The organism is Mucilaginibacter sp. (assembly GCF_028288105.1).
GTDB lineage: Bacteria > Bacteroidota > Bacteroidia > Sphingobacteriales > Sphingobacteriaceae > Mucilaginibacter.
Window position 1 is genome coordinate 1 of record NZ_JAQBOI010000300.1, and the last position, 20,551, is coordinate 20,551.

Genomic DNA, 20,551 nt, shown 5'->3' on the forward strand with positions numbered 1-20,551 from the left:
CGCCAAAGTAAATAGTTTGGATGGTTTCATTAGTAAGGTAGCTTTTTTGCAGGGTTATCTCTTTCAAAAGAGCCTGCACCATCTCATCTTTATACTTAGCCGATGTGCTGAAATGAAAATCGCAGTAATGGCAGGCTTGCTTGCAAAAAGGGATGTGGATGTATATACCGGCCATAGATGCAAAGGTATTGCAATTATTAATTTCTTGAGCTATTGGTTTATGCTGTATAAATTTTCTCGTAAGGCTGTAAAAATATGCTCACATATAACGTTATTTTATACATAAACACAACGATTTAGGGAATGGTTAAAATGAGAGGTAGATATTTTTTAGGTTTATATACATGCCTACTAAAACTAATCACTATGAAAGCCACCTGTTTAGTATTAAAATTAGGAGTGTTGTTACTCCTTTTTATAACTCCCGCCTGTAAAAAAGCAGAAATAGCAAAACCTGTGCAAAATAGCAAGGCCGATATTGAAACCTTGGTTAACCCGGATCAAATTTTAGTTCATGCAGGAAGTACACCGGGATTTGCTGACGGGCCGGCTTTACAAGCGCAATTTTCTCGCCCGACATTTCTTTCTGCAGGGCCCGATAAATCTTTATATGTGTATGATTCCGAACTGCCAAGTCTAAGTATTAGAAAAATTAGTTGCTCGGGTATGGTAATTACTTTTTACAGATTTACCGAGCGCGAGCGCATTGCCGGAATGACAGTAGATAAAAATGGATGTGTTTATATCTCGCAGGGATATCAAATAAAAAAAATTAGCGCTGATGGCAAAACGATTAAGGTTGTAGCAGGTAGTGGAGAAATACCTGGTCCACGTAAGGATGGCCCCGCGCTTCAGGCAACCTTTGCTGAACCGGCAGGGCTTGCCATAAATAAGGATGGCTGTCTTTTTATCCTGGATAGCAGGTACAATATTATTCGAAAACTCTCAAATAATATCATAACAGTTGTTGCAGGCGGGATCGAATTTCCCCGACCAATATCGGATAAATTACCCAGGGATGGTGTAGGAACAGATGCTGAATTTGACAATCCCCGCTATTTAAGCATAGATAATGACGATAATTTATATGTAACAGGAGGATACTATGCTCTTATTAAGAAAGTAACACCTAAAGGTGTGGTTACCACTATCGCTGTTATAGACTATGGATTTGACACTGATTATTTGAGCGTCATTACTCAAACAACGGTTGACCAGTCGGGAAATTTATATGGGTGTTGGAATTGGGCTGTGGGATTTAAAGAGCAATATGCCTTTACAATATTTAAGTGGACCACTAATGGCGTCTATCAGGAAACATTAGCGTCAAATAGCTATCAAAAGCAAGATCAGGACGATCCTTTTGTGCCGGCTGATGGTTTAATTTTTCCAACTGGCTTTGTTGCTGTTAACGATACGTTATATTTTTCGAATACACGCGAACATAAGATCAGGAAAATAGCACTAAAGTAGAATAGTTAAATCATAATCTATAAAAAACCATCATTATGAAAGCCAGCTGTTTAGTATTAAAATTAGGAGTTTTATTACTTCTTTTTGTAGCGCCCGCATGTAAAAAAGTAGAAACGGTAAAACCTGTAAAAGATAGCAAGGCCGGGATTGAAACCTTAGTTGACCCGGATCAAATTTTAGTTCATGCAGGAAGTACACGGGGATCTGTTGATGGGCCGGCTTTACAAGCACGATTTGATTGCCCTACATTTATTTCTGTAGGGCCCGATAAATCATTATATGTGTATGATGCCTCATTTTACCTTGAAGCAGGAGGAACTCCTGTAAATCGCAGCATAAGAAAAATTAGCTGCCTGGGTGTAGTTACTACTTTTTATAAGGTAGCAGGGCAGGATGCCGATATTACAGGAATGGCAGTAGATAAAGATGGGGGTGTTTATATCTCACAGCGAAATCAAATAAAAAAAATTAGCGCCGATGGCCAAAAAGTTAAGGTTGTAGCGGGTAGCGATGCATCATATCCGCGTAAATATGGGCCTGCACTTGAGGCAACTTTTCTTCAACCTACAGGGCTTGCCTTAAATAAAACCGGCTGTCTTTTTATTTTAGATAAAGGGTACAATGACCTTCGGATGCTCTCAAATAATAAAATAACACTTGTTGCGGGCGGAGGTGATTCTTTCAATCAATACGACGGGTTACCCAAAGACGGTATAGGAGCAAATGCTGAATTTGACCGCCCTGGATTTTTAAGTATTGATAAGGATGATAATTTATATGTAACAGGAGGATATTATGCTATTATCAGGAAAGTAACGCCTAAAGGTGAGGTTAAATTAATTGTTATATTGGATTCATATTATGACAGTGACTATTTCACTACCATTACGCAGACAACGGTTGACCAATTGGGGAATTTATATGGCTGTGTAAATTCGGCTGTAGGGTTTAAACAGCAATTTTACTTTTCTGTAAACAAGTGGACTACCGAAGGTGTTTATCAGGAATTATTAGCTTTAAATTATTACCAAAAAGAGGACAGGGACGATCCCTTTCTGCCGGCAGATGGTCTGCTTTTCCCAACTGGTTTTGCTGCTGTTAATGATACATTATATTTTTCAAATACAGTTGAACATAAGATAAGGAAGATAGCCCTTCACTGAGAGTGAATTAATAAATATTTGTCGCATTCACCCCCTTAAGTTGTCATTGTAAGCACCTGTTTTATTAACTGTAATGCCGTATGTTTGTTAATAATTACAGGTAAAGGTGAAAACAATATTTGATAAAACAACAAGAGATGAATTGATTAGCAGAATCAATTCGCTCAACGGCAATAACAGTGCTGAATGGGGGAAAATGACCGCCTATCAAATGATAAAACATTGTACTGTTTACGAGGATATGATGCTTGGGAAGAAACCGTTTAAGCGGGTATTTCTTGGATATATATTTGGCAAGTGGGCTTTAAAAACCTTAATTAGAGATGAATCTCCACTAAAGCGAAATATGCCGTCAGATCCGGGGCTTATCATAAAAGAAAGCCAGGGCGATATCGCAGCAGAGAAAAAGAACTGGATAGTATTAATTGAACAATACGGATTTTTGCCCGATTATGAGATTACTCATCCCTTTTTTGGAAAGATAGCTAAAGAACAAATTGGCTATTTAGTTTATAAACATACTGATCACCACCTTCGGCAATTTAAGGGTTAATTGGATATGCCGGCCATTCTGCAGTAGATACAAGCAAATTAAGTTTTGCATAAGCCACTATAAATAAGGTAAATTTGCAGCTTATACGGCTTTTATACATGCGTTGGTTTATTTGCTTTTTATTTATTGTAGTTACCGGGTATACCAAGGCATATGCGCAGGTGGATACAGTGAACACAATGCCTGATAGTGTTTTTAATCGCCCCCGTTATAAAGGCCCTATGCCTTTTTTAGATTCGGTTGCCCACGCTACAGCCAACAGGGAGCAATTTGTTTCAGATTCGTTGGCCATGCTGTATATTGAAGCGCCAGACCCGCAACGCCCTAACTTATTTGTGGATAGCTTGTTAAAAGCCAATGCTTATAAAGGCGACTTATACCTTAGCCTTTCCGCGAAATCAAAAGTAATACAGGGTTATGGCCGTACCCGCCCATCACGGGATGCCTGGGTTATTGTTGTAATTATACTGCTGCTGCTTTTTACATCGGCCCTTAATATCTCTTCAAGTAAGGATATGAGCAATGTTTTTCAATCATTTTACAACCGTAAAGCTATAAGCCAGGCCGGTAAAGAAGATAGCCCCATTAACGTATGGACATTCATCGCTTTGTTTTTGTTATTTGGGTTCACTTTTGGGCTGTTCCTGTACCTGCTTACCACCAGTTACTACAAAGTTTATTACACAATAGGCGGTTTTCAACTCTTTATTACCCTGTCATTTGTAATAATAGCATTGTTTGCAAGTAAGTTTCTGGTATTAAAACTTTTAGGTTTTGTGTTTGATATTAACAAATTGGTAAACGAATATATATCGACTTTGTCGCTTACGTATTTTAACATTGCCTTTGTTTTTTTGCCCGTAGCGTTATGTTTTAGTTTAATAGCGGATAAGTTTATTCCCTTTTTACTTGCAATAACGCTGCTGTTTGTGATAATTATCTTCATATGGCAGTACCTGCGCAGTAGCGTAAGTATTATTTCTAACTTTCGATTTCATAAATTTTATTTATTTATCTATCTTTGTGCCCTCGAAATTTGCCCCATATTGATTTTGATTAAGGCACTTAATATTGGATTTAGGTAGTAATTTACGCATGGCATTGGAAGATAGAAAGAAAAAGGTTAAGAGTATTTTAGTTACTCTGCCAAAACCTGAGAATGACAAGAATCCCTACGCTGAATTGGCCAAAAAGCTTAATTTAAAAATTGACTTTAGGTCGTTTATTCACGTTGAAGGTGTGCCTGCTAAGGATTTCCGGAAGGAAAAAATTAATTTGGCTGATTTTACCGCGGTGATTTTTACAAGCCGTAACTCTGCTGATCACTTCTTCCGCATTTGCGAAGAGATGCGTTTTGAAGTACCGGTAGAAATGAAATATTTCTGCCTTTCAGAAACCATTGCCCTTTATCTTCAGAAATACATTCAATATCGTAAACGTAAAATATTTTTTGGCAAACAAACCGCTGCTGATCTTGCAGAGGTATTGAAAAAACATTCGGCCGAAAAATTCCTTTATCCCTGCTCTGATGTAGCCGCCGAAGAAACCCAAAAGTTTTTGCTGGATAATGGCTATGATTTTACCCCGGCGGTATTATTCCGCACGGTATGCAGCGATCTAAGCGACCTGGCCGAAGTGTTTTATGATGTTATCGCTTTCTTTAGCCCTTCAAGCATTCAATCTTTATACAAGAACTTCCCCAATTTTAAGCAGAATAACACCCGTATTGCGGCTTTTGGGGCCACTACACACAAAGCAGTACTGGAGGCAGGCTTAATTTTAGACATACCAGCCCCAACGCCAGGAGCGCCTTCAATGACCATGGCAATTGACCAGTATGTTAAACAAGCCAACAAATAATTTAATTTAACTGTTGAGTTACTGCAACATTTCTTAAAATTTTAGCGTATAACGGTGAAAGTATTTATATACTAAAAGAAATATTTTTACTGACTCTCTTCATTTTACGCAAAATAAAAAATGCGTTTTTTTTTCACTAATAAAGCATTTATTAAGGTTAAAAAACATATTTTCGTTTTGGTTAGTGTAAAAGTGATATATTCGGGGGTGCGTTCTGTTGCAGAAACATAGACAGCATATTACTGATTTTGGATACAAAATGAAACAAATATACTTTTTAATAATAGTTTTGGCCGGTACTATATTAACTGGTTGCGGTATAGGCGGTGGCGGAAATAATGGTGAGGTTACAGGGGTAAAGCAACGTTCTTTTAGGGCTACAACTCCCCTAAACATGGTGTATATTAAAGGTGGTACATTTTTAATGGGCCAAACCGATCAGGATGTAACCTTTGCACAAACATCGCAAACCAAACAGGTTACTGTACCCCCATTTTTTATGGATGAAACAGAAATATCGAACAGCAAATACAAACAATTTGTGTTTTGGGTTCGCGATTCTATTGCCATTACTAACTACTTAAACGATCCAAAGTATTACCTGCAACCTAAAAAAGGTGCAGCTGCCGACCCAAATGGCAGAAAATACATTAACTGGAAATATGTTGCAAGTAACCCGGTGTTTAGCACACGTGGTAAAAATGCTGCTGCTAACGCTACAAAATTACAAGGCTTGTATTATCAGGGAGATGACCGTGTGTTTGACCGTAACGAGATAGATGTACGCATGTTAAAATACAACTATGCTTTATTAACCTTACGTGAGGCTTCAAACTTCCGTAACGATAAAACAAAAAAACGTTCTGATTTTATTTTACGTGACACAGTAGGTGTTTACCCGGATACACTGGTTTGGCTAAACGATTTTTCGTACGCTGCCAATGAGCCAATGGTTGAGGGTTATTTCTCTCATCCGGCATACCGTAACTACCCTGTTGTGGGTGTTACCTGGCGCCAGGCAAGGGCATTTACCGCATGGCGCACACGTTTAAGTGAAGGTGCAAAAGATGCCCGCAAAATACCGCATAACCTGCCTTATGCATTACCTAACGATGCTGAGTTTGAATACGCCGCACGTGGTGGCAGGATAGGTACCGATTACCCTTGGGGCGGCCCTTACATTAAAAATGCCAAAGGATGTTTAATGGCCAACTTTAAACCGGGCCGTGGTAACTATACCGATGATGGCGGTGCATATACGGTAAACGTCAGGTCGTATTTCCCAAATGATTTTGGATTGTATAACATGGCAGGTAACGTAGCAGAATGGACATCATCTGCTTATGACGAGTCTGCATCCACCTTTGTACATGACCTTGCACCAACATTTAATTATGAAGCCAAAACAAGTGACCCTGAAGTGCTGAAACGTAAAGTAGTGCGTGGCGGTTCATGGAAAGATATTGGCTATTTTCTTCAAAACTCTACCCGTACTTTCGAGTATCAGGATACCGCAAAATCATACATTGGTTTTCGCTGTGTAACACAATACCTTGGTCGCGATATCAAGGACAAACGCTAATCAAAACAACTAATTAATACAAAAAATCATCTTTATTAAAGTTTATGGCTGGGAAAAAGAAACCTTACGGAATCACTAATATTGTATCATGGGGAGCAACTGTAGTTATTATAGGCTTACTATTTAAAATTCAGCACTGGCCTTATGGCGGTACTTTTATTTCGATAGGTTTATTAGCAGAAGCTGGCTTGTTTTTTATACTTGGTTTTCAAAGGGAAGAGAAAGAGATCGACTGGACGCTTGCATATCCGGAACTGAGTGCAGACTTTGAGGGGGAGAGACCAAAAGCATCTGCCAGGCCGGCAGTTACAAGTGGTTTTTCAAACACTGCAGCTTTAGATAAAATGCTGGAAGATGCTAAAATTGGCCCGGAACTAATAAGCAGTTTGGGCGAAGGTTTGCGCACCTTTGGCGATAAGGTTAACAGTATATCAAAGGTTACCGATGCCGGCGATGCTACCGTTGCTTTTACAAATAAAGTAAAACAAGCTACAGCAAGTTATGACAATCTGAGCAACTCTTTTGAAAAGGCATCAGCCAATTTAAACGAAATGGCCAATACAAATATTGATTCAAAAGCATACCATGATCAGGTAACTAATTTGGCTAAAAACCTTTCTTCATTAAATGCTGTGTACGAACTGGAGTTACAGGATTCGAGCGCGCATTTAAAAGCAATGAACAGCTTCTACAAAAACCTGTCATTAACGATGAACAACTTTAACGAATCGTTAGATGATTCTAAACAGTTTAAAGAAGAAGTTGGGCGTTTAGCTAAAAACCTTGCATCGTTAAACTCTGTGTACGGTAATATGCTTACAGCTATGAACCAACCAAGGGTTAACTAACATATTAAGTATACCAAACAGATAATATAAAGAATGGCCGGAGGTAAAGAAACCCCAAGACAACGGATGATAGGTATACTATACCTGGTATTATTAGGGCTTATAGCACTAAATGTACCGGATAGTTTACTGGATTCGTTTAAGAATATTACAAGAAGTTTAGATGCATCAAGAGGTAATGTAACCAATAGTTTAAAAACCACTTATAGCGCTTTTGAAGCAACCAAGCTAAAAGAACAACCTGAAAAAGCAGGCCAGTTACTGGCAAAAGCAAAAGATGCGAGTAAAATAGCCGATGAACTTAATGCTTATGTTGAGGAATTAAAAGCCGAAATGATCAAAAAAGGCGGCGGTTTTAATCCTGATATAGATGATGTGAGTGCAAGGGAAAGCCTTGATATTTCATCAGAAGTGATGATAAACGGCAAAAAGGGTGATGTGTTAAAAGAGAAGATAGAATCTACCAAAACAAAATTGCTGGCTTTATTAGGTAAAGATGCAGCAGGCGTAAACTTTTCTTTAAACGCTAATGACTTAAAGCCACGCCCGGGTTATCAGAAAAAATCATGGCAAGAGGCTTACTTTGGTGAAGGTATCCCATTGGGTGCTGCATTAACAACGCTTGCTAAAATACAGGCGGATAATAAAAACGCCGAGAATGAAGTAGTTAAAAAACTTTTAGGTAAGGTGGATGAGGCGCAAGTTACATTAAACCAATTTAGGGCTGTGGCTGTAGCACCAAGCAGTTATATATTATCAGGCCAGCCTTATAAAGCTGAGATATATTTAACTGCCTATGATGCAAACTCTAACCCCAGTATTACCGTAGGCGGCTCACCCATACCAACATCAAACGGTGTAGGTACTTATACCACAACCGCGAGCGGCGAAGGTATACGCAACTGGACAGGGCAATTACTGGTTAAGCAAGTAGACGGGCCACCAAAACCATACCCTATTAGTGGGAGCTATATGGTTGCAAAACCATCTGCAGTGGTTTCGCCCGATAAGATGAACGTGCTATATATTGGTGTTCCAAATCCGTTATCGGTTTCTGCGCCGGGTGTTCCAAAAGAAAGTATAAAAGTTAGTATGTCTGGTGGATCAGTAAGTGGCTCAAACGGGCATTATAGCGCTACCGTAAGTTCATTAGGTATTGCAAAGGTTACAGTTTTGGGCGAAAAAGGAATGGTGTTAGGAACATCAGAATTTCGTGTAAAACGTATCCCGGATCCTAAAGCAATGTTTGCGGGCAAAAGCGGTGGTAAAACCAGCGCGGCTAACATACGTGCACAAGACAGGCTTTTTGCTAAATTGGATAATTTTGAATTTGATGCCAAGTTTAACGTTACCAGGTTTACCCTGTTAATTATAAAACCACGCCAGGATGTTGTTACTTATACCACAACCGGTGGTGAATTATCAGGTGCTATGCGTGCTGTAATGAACACCGTAACACCAGGTACAACTGTTGTATTTCAGGATATAATTGCTGTTGGGCCCGATGGCACACAGCGTGGACTTGACGCGATAGTATTATCGGCTAATTAAAAAGTTATGAAGACAAGATTTTTGATTATTGTACTTTGCCTGGCTTGCAGTGTTTCTTTTGCGCAAAGGAAGAAATCAACTAAAAAAACTGCAGCCAAAAACCCACCCCCGGTTACTTTAAAAGTTAACCCGGATAAACAGGTAGCAGGTGCTAATGGCGCTGCAAACGCGGGCATACAGCCAATTGATACAACAAAGAAAAAACCTTTTGACCGCCCACTGGATGGTTATTACAAAAAGAATAACATATTAAGCGCCAAGGTAACACCTTACGCTAACCTGCGCGAAGCCGATGTAATGTTCGCGAAACGGGTTTGGCGCGAAATTGATTTGCGCGAAAAGATGAACCAATACCTGGCATCGCCAAAGGGAAGGTTAATAGATGTACTAATGGCTGCTATTGATGCCGGCGAATTAACTGCTTATGACCCAACGGCATCAAAAGATGACCCTAACGGGGATAGCTTTTCCAAGCCATTAAGTGGCGCGCAGGCCCGTAGTAAAATGGCAGATAGCGCTGTAGTTGACAAGTTTGATAAAGATGGTAACAAAATAGGTTCTGAAGTACGCGCAGGTGAGTTTAATCCGGATAGCGTTGTTAAGTTCCGAATTAAAGAAGATTGGGTTTTTGACAGGCAACGTTCAGTTTTTGAACCACGTATTATTGGTATAGCCCCTTTGTATAAACCTAAAGCAGCCGGTTTAGATCTTGATTATCAGCCCGCTTTCTGGATCTATTTCCCCGAAGCAAGGCCGATATTAGCCGTTAAAGAAGCCGTTAGCCGTAACAATGATGCAACAGGCTTAAGCTTTGACGATGTTTTTGTGAAGCGCATATTTACCAGTTACATTGTTAAACAATCTAACGATAAAGACGAACGTATCCGTGATTACGCACAAGGTATTGATAAGCTCTACGAATCTGACAGGATCAAGAAAACGTTGCTTGATTATGAATTAGACCTGTGGAAATATAGCGAGTAATTAAAAAGATATTCAAAACAAAAAAGTCAAAATTCAGCAATGGATTTTGACTTTTTTGTTTTAGTAACTAATACCTTTATTAAATACTTAGTACCTTACTATATGCACAAGTTTAAGCTGTTTTACATCCACAAGTATTTGAGGCTGATATGCGGCCTTGTATTATTGCAAGCATTTTCTGATAATACATTCGCCCAGCAATCAAAATCAAAGGAGATAGATAGCTATATAAAGCAAAGGCTGGCAAACAGTAATATACCTGGTTTGGCTGTCGCTGTTGTGCATTCCGACACCTTTGTTTTAGTAAAGGGATACGGAAAAACCGCTGATGATAAACAAATAGGTGCCAATACGCCTTTTGCCATAGCATCATTAAGTAAAGCATTTACAGCGGCAGCGGTGTTACAACTTGTACAGGCAGGGAAAATAGACCTGGATAACCCAGTTGTAAAGTATATACCCGCTTTTAGTATAAACAGCCCACTTGGCAAGCAAATTACGGTTAGGCAGGTTTTACATCAAATTAGCGGTATGGGTGATACCGGTTATCCGGAGTTTAATCTAAAAAAGCAGCCCCAAAATTTAGATGAAGTAATTAAAAATCTTACCTCGGCAAAGTTGGTAAGCGAACCGGGCAAAGCTTTTCATTACCACAACCCCAATTACCAGGTGCTCGCTAAAATAGTAGAGGAGGTGAGCCATGAGCAATTTAGTACCTACCTGAATAAGCATATTATAAGTCCGCTGCAAATGGCGCACACTTATAATGCCGAAAACGTAAGTCAGTTTTTTGATAACACACATCATCTTCCGCAGGGATATATCTATGTGTTAGGCAAGCCGGTTGTAACTAAAGAACCTGATTGGTTTGTTAGCGGAGATGCCGGTATTGTATCAACCGCTGCTGATATGGCCAAATGGTTATCTGACCAATTGAAAGCTAAGGGTGCCGATAGTTCGGCTATTTTAGGGCAGAAGTATATGGCCATTATGCAAAGCCCACCTCCTAACTCTAATTTTACTTATGCTATGGGTTGGCATGCAAACCCACAAGGCCATGTTTTGTACCACAGCGGCATAATGTGGACATACAGCTCGCAGCAGATAATTTTGACAGATAAAGGTTATGGTATAGTATTGCTATTTAACGGCGGCGCCAACATGTTGACCGATTACTATTCGTTTTTAGAGGGCATAAAGGATATCGTATCTGGACAAAAGCCCAGTACGAGCTCTTTACCGCCATGGCTTTATACTACTGCTATAGTATTATTTTTGTTGATCATACTTACATTGGGTATAAGGCGCATACTTAGGGTGAAGCAATGGTATCGTAATTATAATAAAAGGTCGGCCTGGAAAACATGGCTTTACATGCTTATCCGCCTTGTGCCAATAATTTTGCTGTTGCTTATCCCTTATTTAGTAACGGTATTTAGCGGAAGGGTAATAAACATGCAGAAAATTACACTGATGTATGTGGATGTTGTATTGGTAATTGGGCTGGCAGGCGTTCTTAACTTGCTAATAGTAGTGCTACGGTTAATATACTTAGCAAAGCATAAGGTTGTAACCATACAATAGCCTACTGCAGGCCTGTTATATCACTTACCGATGGATTGAAGTATTGTGTTATTGCTTTAGCTTGTTTTAAATTCACTACTTCCTGCAGCTCTGTTTCGGTTGCTTCGCGGATTTTTTTAACAGACTTAAAGTATTTCAAAAGTTTTTCTGCGGTGGTTTTGCCTATACCTTCTATTAATTCCAATTCGGTAGCCAATGTGCCTTTATCCCGTTTTTTACGGTGGAAGGTAATACCGAAGCGGTGGGCCTCGTCACGTAGTTGCTGGATCACTTTCAATGTTTCCGACCGTTTATCCAGATACATAGGGTACTGATCGCCGGGATAATACAGTTCTTCCAAACGTTTGGCTATACCAATAACGGTAACTTTTTTCTCGATACCCAAAAGCTTTAGGCTCTTCATAGCCGATGATAGCTGCCCTTTGCCACCATCAATAATAATCAATTGCGGCAAGCCGGTATCTTCATCCAGTACGCGCCTGTATCGGCGTAGCACAGCCTCTTCCATTGTAGCAAAATCATCAGGGCCAACAACGGTTTTTACATTGAAGTGCCGGTAATCTTTCTTGGATGGTTTGCCATCCTTAAAAACAACAATAGCCGATACGGGGTATTTGCCCTGAAAGTTAGAGTTATCAAAACACTCGATGTGGCGCGGAAGGGTATTCATGCGCAGGTCTTTCATCATCAAGGTCATCAGGCGCTCGGTACGTACTTCGGGGTTTAGCCTTTCGTATTGGTCTATCTTTTCCTTTTTAAAGAACATCACATTCTTTTGGGATAGATCAAGCAGTTTGCGTTTCTCGCCCAGCTTAGGTACCGTGAATTTTAACCTGGCATCTTCCAGATCTATATCAAACGGAACAATTATCTCTTTAGATGTGCTGTTATACCTTGTCCTAAATTCGGTTATGGCTATGGTTAACAACTCCTCATCGGTTTCGTCAAGGCGTTTTTTTAGTTCGATAGTTTGGGTTTGGGTAATGGTACCATTCATCACCTTCAGGAAATTCACAAAGGCGTATTTTTCTTCGGACGCGATGCTGAAAACATCCACATCGGTAATAGAAGAATTTACAACGGTTGATTTGCTCTGGTAATTCTCCAGCAGGTCCTGTTTCCTTTTCAGCCGGTGCGCCAGCTCAAAGTTAAGCTCGGATACAGCCTTGTCCAGGTCGCTTTTTAAGCTGCGTACAACGTTGCCAATCTTGCCGTTGAGTACATCGGTTATCTCGCTTATGTTATGGTCGTAGTCGGCTTCTGACTGATAATCCTGGCAAGGGCCTTTGCAGTTACCCAACTGGTATTCCAGGCAAACTTTAAATTTACCTTTTTCTATATTCTGCCTTGTTAGCGGCAGGTTACAGGTACGCAGGGGGTAGGTTTCCTTTATCAGCCCTAAAATGGTATGCATCATACTAACAGACGCGTATGGGCCAAGGTATTTGGAACCGTCTTTTATAATACGGCGGGTCCAGTAAATGCGGGGATAATTTTCATTTTTGATGATGATCCAGGGATAAGTTTTATCATCCTTCAGCATCACGTTATAACGGGGCTGATGCTTCTTGATCATACTGTTTTCCAGCAGCCAGGCATCAACCTCGGTATCAACAATGGTAAAAGTAATATTGCGGATCTTGGATACCAAAACCCTTGTTTTGGCATTGATCTGGGTATCCTTATTAAAGTAAGAGCCTACACGGTTACGCAGGTCTTTAGCTTTACCAATATAGATCAGCGCTTTTTCGCTGTCCCAATACTGATATACACCCGGTTTGTGCGGTATATTCTTTAAAGCCTCCTTGTAATCGAATTTTTCCATCTGTGTAAGTTTGCAGTTGCCGGTAGGCAGTTTGCAGTTGCAAATTTATAAATAAGCCAACTGCAAACTGTTTACCGCAAACTTAAAAATCTAACTTCTTCTCTACTTCGTTAGTGCCTTTTTGCTGCTGACTGTAGGCGCCGCAGTCGAGTGTTATGGTTACGCCAGATTTTGGCGGCACAAAGTCTACATTCTTTTTAATACCCAGCGCGGGGTTGGCATAAACACGTTTCATATAACCCGCAAATATAGGCAGGGCGGTGTTGGCACCCTCACCAAGGCGGGTAGACCTGAAGTGGATATCACGATCTTCGCAACCTGTCCATACGCCGGTAACCAGTTGCGGGGTTATACCCATAAACCACCCGTCAGAGTTGTCTTGCGTTGTACCCGTTTTACCGCCTATAGGGTTTGTTAAACCATACTTGCCACGCAGGCGCCAGCCGGTACCTTCTTCAATAACACCTTTAAGCATATAGGTCATTACATAAGCGGTTTGCGGGTTCATGGCCTGCACTATTTTGGGCGAGTTGTTATATAACACGTTGCCATTTTTATCTTCAATACGCAGCAGGTAAGTGGGCTCTGTCCAAACACCTTCATTTGCAAATGCCGAGTAAGCGCCCGTCATGTCAAACACCGAGGCATCAAACGTACCCAGGCATATTGATGGATAGGGTGGCACATTGCTGGTTATCCCCATTTTTTTAATAAGCTCCATTACGGGCACAGGTTTAACCTCGTTCATTACATAGGCGGTTACCCAGTTTTGCGAACGTGCAAGAGCGGTACGTAAAGTAATTACACCCGGTACCGTTTCGCTTGGCGATGAGCGTGGTGTCCAGTCGGCTCCATAACCTGTGATAGTGATGGGCTCGTTAGGTACCTGCATGCAAGGCGAAAATCCGTCATCAATGGCTACCGCATAAGTAAAGGGTTTAGCTGTTGAACCTACCTGGCGGGTACCCATCTTTACCTGATCATATTTAAAATGCTCAAAATTGGTACCACCTACCCAGGCTTTAATGTAGCCGGTTTTCGGGTCCATGCTCATTAATGCATTACGCAGCATCATTTTACAGTATACTATCGAGTCGATAGGTTTCATCAGCGTATCAATATCACCGCGCCAGGTAAAAATGTTCATCTTGGCAGGTTTGTTAAAATCGGCCCGGATCTCTTCGTCAGATGCACCCTGAGATTTTAAAGCAATGTACCTGTCAGACCGGTGCATGCCCTTATCAAGTAATGCCTTAAATGTAGGAATGGCTTTCCAAAGACTGATACCCTTCCAGTGTGCGTTAAATTGTGCCTGCAAATTGCGCATGTATTCTTTCTGCGCTTCTTCGGCATAGCCTTGCATGGTGGCATCAATGGTAGTATATATTTTCAGGCCATCACGGTCAAGGTCATAAGGGGTGGTGCCATCCGGTTTTAAAATGGATTTATCAACCAATATCTTCTGCACTTCTTTTTTAAGCACCGCCCTAAAATAGGTAGCAATACCATCGTTATGGTCAATAGGATTAAAGCTTAATCCAAGTGGTTTTGCTTTGTACTCTTCTGCCTGCCCATCACTTAAATAATGTTCTTCGTTCATACGCCTCAAGACGAAATTACGGCGATTTTTGGCGTTATCGGGATGGTTTATGGGCGAATAAATACCCGGGCCATTTATCATCCCAATTAAAAGGGCAGCCTGTTCTGGCGTAAGTTTATCGGGCGTACTATTAAAGTATGTACGCGATGCCGAGCTGATGCCATAAGTATTATATGCACCAAAATCTACCGTATTTAAATACAGTGTTAAAATCTCTTCCTTTGTATAGTTACGTTCTATCTTAACAGCGGTTATCCATTCCTGTAATTTTTGAATAACGCGTTTAAACGGATTGCGTGATCGTTCCGAGAATAGGTTAAGGGCTAATTGTTGGGTAATGGTGCTACCACCTTGTTTTTTACCTATAAGATTATAAAGCACAATGCTGAATGTGCGCTGAAAATCAATACCCGAGTGCTGGTAAAAGCGGGTGTCTTCAGTCGCGATCAGCGCGTTTATAATGTTGGGCGATATTTGTTTATAGGTAACGTTTGTGCGGTTTTTTATATAATACTTGCCAATGATCTGTTTATCTGACGAGAGAACCTCTGACGCCTGATCGCTTTTAGGGTTTTCCAGCTCGCGGAAAGATGGCAGCGGGCCAAACACCTGAAACGCGATAAGCAGTATCATGATAACGAAAAATGAAAAACAGACAATAAATAAACGCCATATATACCAGTTGTAGCGTCTTATATCCTGTTGCGAAACTTTCTTGATCATCTCTATTTAGTAGTTTTTTTGATAATAGTCTATGTAACTATCCAATGTTTTTCTGTCGGCTAATTTATCCAGATTTTCTTGTGTTATGATAAAAAAGCTGTATTTATCCTTTGGCACTTTCATAATATCGGGCATCAGCGGGATAATCGCGCGGGCATAGTCTTTAACATTTGTAATGTTGGTAAAGCGGCCAACATATATCAGCTGGTTATCGGCACCAACGCTTTTTAACTGGTGTTTAACGGTATTGTTTTGAAAATTAACCCGGTTAAACTGCCCGATACCAAAACGTGACGAAGATAAATTAGTTGTGCCCGTACTTACATTTATCACAAAGTAATAGTTGGTGCTATCGCGCATATTAAATATCGATGGCATTTCTTTTACCGGCTGTTTTGCGATTTGCTGGATAGGAGGGGCAATTACTTCTGCCTGTTTGGTAACCTCGGGCGGCGTTACTGCAGTTATTGCCGATGCTTTTTCTTCTTTAACAGGCTCAACAGGTTTTGGTTCCGGCTTGCGCACATCGGCCACAGGCTCATATTTTTCGGCAGGTACCCTAAATTCTGTTTGCTGCTGATAAACAATGGGCAGAGTAAATTGCGGGTCGTTAATTTCCCTGTCAGATATTACAATGCTACGGGCGGCGAGTTCTGCCTGATTGGCGGTAATATATGCAAGGTGCTGGTTTACCAGCGGGGTTATCAGTTTATCGGCAGGGTATTTAGTTACTATCTGCTGCAGATCGTTATTAAAAGGTGCAAGCGGTTCCTGGTGGCCGGCGGCAAAGGCGCGTAAATAATAGATCTGCGCGGCAAACCTGTTATTAGGATATTGTGCCAGCAGAGCATCGGCAGCAACAATAACCTGCGGATACTGCTTGCCTGCATACAAATCATATACCTTATTATATAAGGTGCTAAAACCGGTATCCTCATCGCTTAAATGTTTACTATAATCAGGGTCGAGGATAGTTTTGGCGAAAGGTGTTTGGGGATAGTTTTTTACCAGCAGGTTCTTATACTTATCAGACGATGCCGCATCGCTTTCGCTATACAAGCGGTATAGGTTATAATATATAGCCGCTGTATTATCATTATTAGGGAAACGGCTTAACAATAGTTCGTATGCAGCGATAGCTTCTTTTTTATCCTCTAATACATCACGATAAAAATTGGCTATATCCAAATAAGCATCATACATGCGTTTGTTTGATTGTGCCAGCAGCACGGGTGTAAGCGGCAGGTTCTGCAATAGATCTTGCCTGTAGTTGCCGGCAGTAACTTTACCTGCATTATTATTATTGCTTACAATATCTGTTGTCGTCGCATCCGGATCAATTATTTGTGTTGCTGCAGACGTGTTTTGGGTAATATCGCTACTTGCCCTGTTGCTTCGGCGCCAGTTATCTTCTAACTTACGGTTACCCCACACGCGTTTAAAGTTGGAGAAACCCTGGCTTATAGCGTTACTGTTACTGAAATAAAATTTATCGCCATTGGGCATACTTTCCTGCGGCGATTGATTTATATTGATGGCACCCTTAGCTTGCGCTACACTTACCGCAGTTATCTGTTGCGTTTGCAGTATCTGGGCTTCCACCATCTTGTCGATACGTGCCACTCGGGCCGGTTCATCCAATTTGGCCAGCATCTGTAAAGTATCCTCGCGGGATATGATCTGCAACCTATCTGCCAGTACCTGCAGGTTTTCGCTTTTCTTTTGAATAATGTGGTACGTAGGGTAATTAGGGGATAGGTTTACCAGTGAGCTATCGTAATATTTTTTAGCCCCACTATAGTCGGCTTTGTTTTTAAAATAGATATCGGCCATGCGCAAATAGGATAATCCCTTTTGGCTTTGATTTTTTGTGCTGCTATTAATTGACAGCCTGTAGCTTTTTAATGCATTGTCTATTTCGCCGTCGGTATATTGTAGTTGGGCTATCTGGTAATATACCTGGTCGGTAAAATCTTTATTGTTGTCATTTTTAAGTAACGACCGTAAACGGGCAAGGCGGCTTACCTTAACCCCGTTCTGGCTATCCTCTAAACGGATGCGGTTAAGGTTAGCATTAAAAGCCATATCAAATATCACGTTGCTTTTGCTAACGCGATCATAACTGGTTATAGCATCGGCCGGTTTGTGGTTAAGTTCCTGCAGTTGGGCAAGTATAAATGTCCAGCGCAGTTCCTTGTCCTTAGTGTAACTATGCTGTACGGCCAGTTTTGCCATAGCCTCGGCATCTGTATAATCCTGTATGTTTATATCGTACTGTAATTTGGTAGCATAAACATCGGCAGTAATCCTTTTTTTAGGGTTGATGTTTTGGAAAGCGCTATCTAAGGCAGTTTTGGCATCATTAGGCTGATTGATGTATAATAAGGAGCGAGCTTTATAAACCAGTGCCTCTTGTTTTAATTCGGCGTTCTTACCAAACGAGCGGATAACGTAATTGGCATATTCTACCGCGTCAAAATAATTACCATCAAGATAATTGGCTTTGCTTAGCAGGAGGTAGGCATCGCCCAGGTAATGGCTTTGCTCTTTAACACTTATTATGGTATTGGCTTTTGCTTTAACAAGGTCAAGCTCTTTATCGGGTACGTCGCTTTTGGCAACGGTATCGCGGTAAACACTTAATAGTTCACTGTAATCGTCTACATAAGCGGCTTCATAACCTTCCTGTTTTTCGCGCAGCAACTCGTTAGCATTAAAAAGAATATTGTATTTGGCGGTAAGGTTTTGCAAGCCACGGTTAAGCGCGCTCTTCTTTTCGAGCGAACACCCGGCAATAACTATTAGTATTGCTAACAAAAGGAGTTTAGGTTGTTTTAATAAAGAAAAGGTAGAAGTATGCCTCAATGGAATATTTGTTTGTATTTGATTTTAACCGCTATACAATAAATTGATTGCTTGCAGCTAAGGTTTATAAATGCCTTGCTAAAATACTAAAGATTATGCAATAGGTTTAATAAATTTGCAGGATGGCAGAAAATGAGGAACCCGGTAATAATAAGGAAGGCAAAGCATTAAATGCATATGCTAAATATACGAGCCTGGCGTTCCAGATGATCGTGATTATTGGCATCTTTGCATTCGCCGGTTATAAAATAGATGAAGCTGCACACCACGATACTAAATGGGTTACAGCAGCACTATCGCTTGCCGGGGTGTTTATATCATTGTTCATTGTTATCAGATCTGTAAAAAGTTGAAACCATCATGAGGTACCGCTCAAAAACTGAAATAAATAAACTCATGATAGCTTCATTGCCATTAAAAAACAGATAACTCTAATGAAAATACAACCTACCCTTATTTTGTTTGCCATTTTTGTAGTGGCTTTGGCCATATTACCGGTATGCCTTTCATTTACCGGAAACGCTAATTTATTGATGCCGCATTTCTGGGGCATGTTCGCCTACATTACCGGCCTTACATTTTTAGTAGTTATTGCCATATTATTTACCCAAAAAATAAACCCCGAAAATTACGCCCAGGTTTTTTTGGCCGGGACTACTTTTAAAATATTGGCCTGCCTGGCATTTATGGTGATTTTTTTGCTCAAAAACAAGGTGGAAAAGGGTGTTTTTGCGGGCAATTTCTTTTACTTATATTTCTTAAATACGGCCTTTGAAGTTTACGTTTTGTTGCGTAACTTGCGCAACCAAAATTTAAAGTAAAAAACTTTATTTAGATGTATAAAAGCTCAATTTTGAAATCAAAAATTTTTACACTTTTACGAATTTGTGCCGTTTTTTTAACACTGACCGCATTTTCGATACCGGCGTTTTCGCAAGCAGAGCACGCTGAGCACACTGAAGGCGCTGAAAAAAAGTTTGAGCCAGGCGAAGTGGTTTTAGAGCACATTGCTGATTCACATTCGTTGCATATTATTGGCCATACCCACCTGCCATTGCCTGTAATTGTTTATACCGATAAAGGTTTAGAGATGTTTTCGTCTGGTAAACTGGCCCACGAAGCTGGCGAACATGAAGCAGGGGCTGCCGGTGTATATAAAGGCAACTACAATTATAAACTGGTTAACGATAAAGTTAAGATAGTTAACGAGGCTGGCGAAGTTGATGAGGCTGCTACAAGCAAGCTTTATGATTTTTCTATTACCCGTAATGTGGTAAGTATGTGGATGTCTATAGCATTCCTTTTAATTATATTCTTAAGCGTATCATCGGCCTATAAAAAACGCCAGGGTAAAGCGCCAAAAGGCTTACAGTCTTTTATGGAGCCTATTATCCTTTTTGTAAGAGACGATATTGCCCGCCCAAACATTGGTTACAAATATCAACGCTTTATGCCGTTGCTGTTAACCGTATTCTTTTTCATTTGGATAAATAACCTGATAGGTCTTGTGCCTTTCTTCCCGGGTGGTGCAAACTTAACGGGTAATATTGCGGTAACGCTTGTGCTTTCGGTTATCACATTAATAGTGGTAAACTTAAATGGTAACAAACATTACTGGCAGCATGTTTTTGTTCCGGCTGATGTGCCTGTTTGGATCTGGCCTTTATGGTGGGTTATTGAGCTGGTAGGTATCATATCAAAGCCTTTTGCTTTAATGATACGTTTGTTTGCTAACATCACTGCAGGGCACATTATAGTGCTTAGTTTAATATCATTGATATTTGTGTTCCAGTCGTTTGCTATTGCACCGATATCAGTTGCTTTTGTGGTGTTTATGGATGTACTTGAATTGCTGGTAGCAGCATTGCAGGCGTTTATCTTCACGCTGTTAACCGCTTTGTTTATCGGTACGGCTATTGAAGAGCATCACCATTAATATT

16 protein-coding genes are annotated in these 20,551 nt (G+C 40.5%); 13 read left to right on the forward strand and 3 right to left on the reverse strand.

The window, feature by feature from the left end:
* The first annotated feature begins 366 nt into the window (after positions 1-366).
* The 10 genes from JWQ85_RS19840 to JWQ85_RS19885 all read left to right on the forward strand — a co-directional run bounded on the left by JWQ85_RS19840 (position 367) and on the right by JWQ85_RS19885 (position 11,598).
* Positions 367-1,473, forward strand: a complete 1,107-nt coding sequence (locus JWQ85_RS19840) for a hypothetical protein (RefSeq protein ID WP_299471086.1) — start codon at positions 367-369, stop codon at positions 1,471-1,473.
* A 35-nt stretch (positions 1,474-1,508) separates the two neighbouring features.
* Positions 1,509-2,636, forward strand: a complete 1,128-nt coding sequence (locus tag JWQ85_RS19845; protein WP_299471088.1) for a hypothetical protein — start codon at positions 1,509-1,511, stop codon at positions 2,634-2,636.
* Positions 2,637-2,742: 106 nt separating this feature from the next.
* The gene (locus tag JWQ85_RS19850; protein WP_299471090.1) at positions 2,743-3,189 is read left to right on the forward strand and encodes a DUF1569 domain-containing protein; all 447 of its coding nucleotides are present in this window, start codon (positions 2,743-2,745) and stop codon (positions 3,187-3,189) included.
* 98 nt (positions 3,190-3,287) lie between these two features.
* On the forward strand, positions 3,288-4,274 hold the full coding sequence (locus tag JWQ85_RS19855; protein ID WP_299471092.1) for a DUF4271 domain-containing protein: 987 nt from the start codon (positions 3,288-3,290) through the stop codon (positions 4,272-4,274).
* Between the two features lie 10 nt (positions 4,275-4,284).
* Complete coding sequence (locus JWQ85_RS19860) at positions 4,285-5,049, forward strand: uroporphyrinogen-III synthase (protein WP_256541760.1); 765 nt, start codon at positions 4,285-4,287, stop codon at positions 5,047-5,049.
* A gap of 259 nt (positions 5,050-5,308) precedes the next feature.
* The gene (locus JWQ85_RS19865) at positions 5,309-6,631 is read left to right on the forward strand and encodes an SUMF1/EgtB/PvdO family nonheme iron enzyme (RefSeq protein ID WP_299471096.1); all 1,323 of its coding nucleotides are present in this window, start codon (positions 5,309-5,311) and stop codon (positions 6,629-6,631) included.
* Between the two features lie 44 nt (positions 6,632-6,675).
* Positions 6,676-7,479: a gliding motility protein GldL gene (gene gldL / locus JWQ85_RS19870; protein ID WP_299471099.1), complete on the forward strand. Its 804-nt coding sequence runs from the start codon at positions 6,676-6,678 to the stop codon at positions 7,477-7,479.
* A 33-nt stretch (positions 7,480-7,512) separates the two neighbouring features.
* Positions 7,513-9,030 carry a gliding motility protein GldM gene (gene gldM / locus JWQ85_RS19875; protein WP_299471101.1) on the forward strand — a complete coding sequence of 506 codons (1,518 nt, stop codon included), beginning with the start codon at positions 7,513-7,515 and terminating at the stop codon, positions 9,028-9,030.
* A gap of 6 nt (positions 9,031-9,036) precedes the next feature.
* Positions 9,037-10,014, forward strand: coding sequence for a gliding motility protein GldN (gldN, locus tag JWQ85_RS19880; protein WP_299471103.1), 978 nt, complete (start codon positions 9,037-9,039; stop codon positions 10,012-10,014).
* Positions 10,015-10,053: 39 nt separating this feature from the next.
* A complete protein-coding gene (locus JWQ85_RS19885) occupies positions 10,054-11,598 on the forward strand; it encodes a serine hydrolase (RefSeq protein ID WP_299471105.1) in 1,545 nt (514 codons plus the stop codon).
* A 1-nt stretch (position 11,599) separates the two neighbouring features.
* On the opposite strand, the gene uvrC is transcribed toward JWQ85_RS19885, so the two are convergent.
* The 3 genes from uvrC to JWQ85_RS19900 all read right to left on the reverse strand — a co-directional run bounded on the left by uvrC (position 11,600) and on the right by JWQ85_RS19900 (position 18,563).
* Entirely contained in the window at positions 11,600-13,423 is a 1,824-nt protein-coding gene (gene uvrC, locus JWQ85_RS19890) for an excinuclease ABC subunit UvrC (RefSeq protein ID WP_299471107.1), read from the reverse strand.
* An 82-nt stretch (positions 13,424-13,505) separates the two neighbouring features.
* Positions 13,506-15,746 (reverse strand): transglycosylase domain-containing protein, encoded by a 2,241-nt coding sequence (locus JWQ85_RS19895; RefSeq protein ID WP_299471109.1) that lies wholly within the window; start codon positions 15,744-15,746, stop codon positions 13,506-13,508.
* A gap of 6 nt (positions 15,747-15,752) precedes the next feature.
* Positions 15,753-18,563 carry a tetratricopeptide repeat protein gene (locus JWQ85_RS19900; RefSeq protein WP_299471111.1) on the reverse strand — a complete coding sequence of 937 codons (2,811 nt, stop codon included), beginning with the start codon at positions 18,561-18,563 and terminating at the stop codon, positions 15,753-15,755.
* Between the two features lie 170 nt (positions 18,564-18,733).
* Here JWQ85_RS19900 and JWQ85_RS19905 point away from each other — a divergent pair, with 170 nt between their 5' ends.
* From JWQ85_RS19905 to atpB, 3 genes are all read left to right on the forward strand, one after another.
* Positions 18,734-18,964: an AtpZ/AtpI family protein gene (locus tag JWQ85_RS19905; RefSeq protein WP_299471113.1), complete on the forward strand. Its 231-nt coding sequence runs from the start codon at positions 18,734-18,736 to the stop codon at positions 18,962-18,964.
* Positions 18,965-19,045: 81 nt separating this feature from the next.
* Positions 19,046-19,432: a hypothetical protein gene (locus tag JWQ85_RS19910; RefSeq protein ID WP_299471115.1), complete on the forward strand. Its 387-nt coding sequence runs from the start codon at positions 19,046-19,048 to the stop codon at positions 19,430-19,432.
* A 32-nt stretch (positions 19,433-19,464) separates the two neighbouring features.
* Positions 19,465-20,547 (forward strand): F0F1 ATP synthase subunit A, encoded by a 1,083-nt coding sequence (gene atpB / locus JWQ85_RS19915; RefSeq protein WP_299471117.1) that lies wholly within the window; start codon positions 19,465-19,467, stop codon positions 20,545-20,547.
* The last annotated feature ends 4 nt before the right edge of the window (positions 20,548-20,551 follow it).

Bases quoted from the DNA above. Each gene is read 5' to 3' on its own strand.
- JWQ85_RS19885 (WP_299471105.1), top strand. From the start codon at position 10,054: ATGGATTTTGACTTTTTTGTTTTAGTAACTAATACCTTTATTAAATAC.
- JWQ85_RS19895 (WP_299471109.1), bottom strand. From the start codon at position 15,746: ATGATCAAGAAAGTTTCGCAACAGGATATAAGACGCTACAACTGGTAT.
- JWQ85_RS19905 (WP_299471113.1), top strand. From the start codon at position 18,734: ATGGCAGAAAATGAGGAACCCGGTAATAATAAGGAAGGCAAAGCATTA.
- JWQ85_RS19855 (WP_299471092.1), top strand. From the start codon at position 3,288: ATGCGTTGGTTTATTTGCTTTTTATTTATTGTAGTTACCGGGTATACC.
- uvrC (WP_299471107.1), bottom strand. From the start codon at position 13,423: ATGGAAAAATTCGATTACAAGGAGGCTTTAAAGAATATACCGCACAAA.
- JWQ85_RS19910 (WP_299471115.1), top strand. From the start codon at position 19,046: ATGAAAATACAACCTACCCTTATTTTGTTTGCCATTTTTGTAGTGGCT.
- JWQ85_RS19865 (WP_299471096.1), top strand. From the start codon at position 5,309: ATGAAACAAATATACTTTTTAATAATAGTTTTGGCCGGTACTATATTA.
- gldN (WP_299471103.1), top strand. From the start codon at position 9,037: ATGAAGACAAGATTTTTGATTATTGTACTTTGCCTGGCTTGCAGTGTT.
- gldM (WP_299471101.1), top strand. From the start codon at position 7,513: ATGGCCGGAGGTAAAGAAACCCCAAGACAACGGATGATAGGTATACTA.
- JWQ85_RS19840 (WP_299471086.1), top strand. From the start codon at position 367: ATGAAAGCCACCTGTTTAGTATTAAAATTAGGAGTGTTGTTACTCCTT.
- JWQ85_RS19845 (WP_299471088.1), top strand. From the start codon at position 1,509: ATGAAAGCCAGCTGTTTAGTATTAAAATTAGGAGTTTTATTACTTCTT.
- gldL (WP_299471099.1), top strand. From the start codon at position 6,676: ATGGCTGGGAAAAAGAAACCTTACGGAATCACTAATATTGTATCATGG.
- JWQ85_RS19860 (WP_256541760.1), top strand. From the start codon at position 4,285: ATGGCATTGGAAGATAGAAAGAAAAAGGTTAAGAGTATTTTAGTTACT.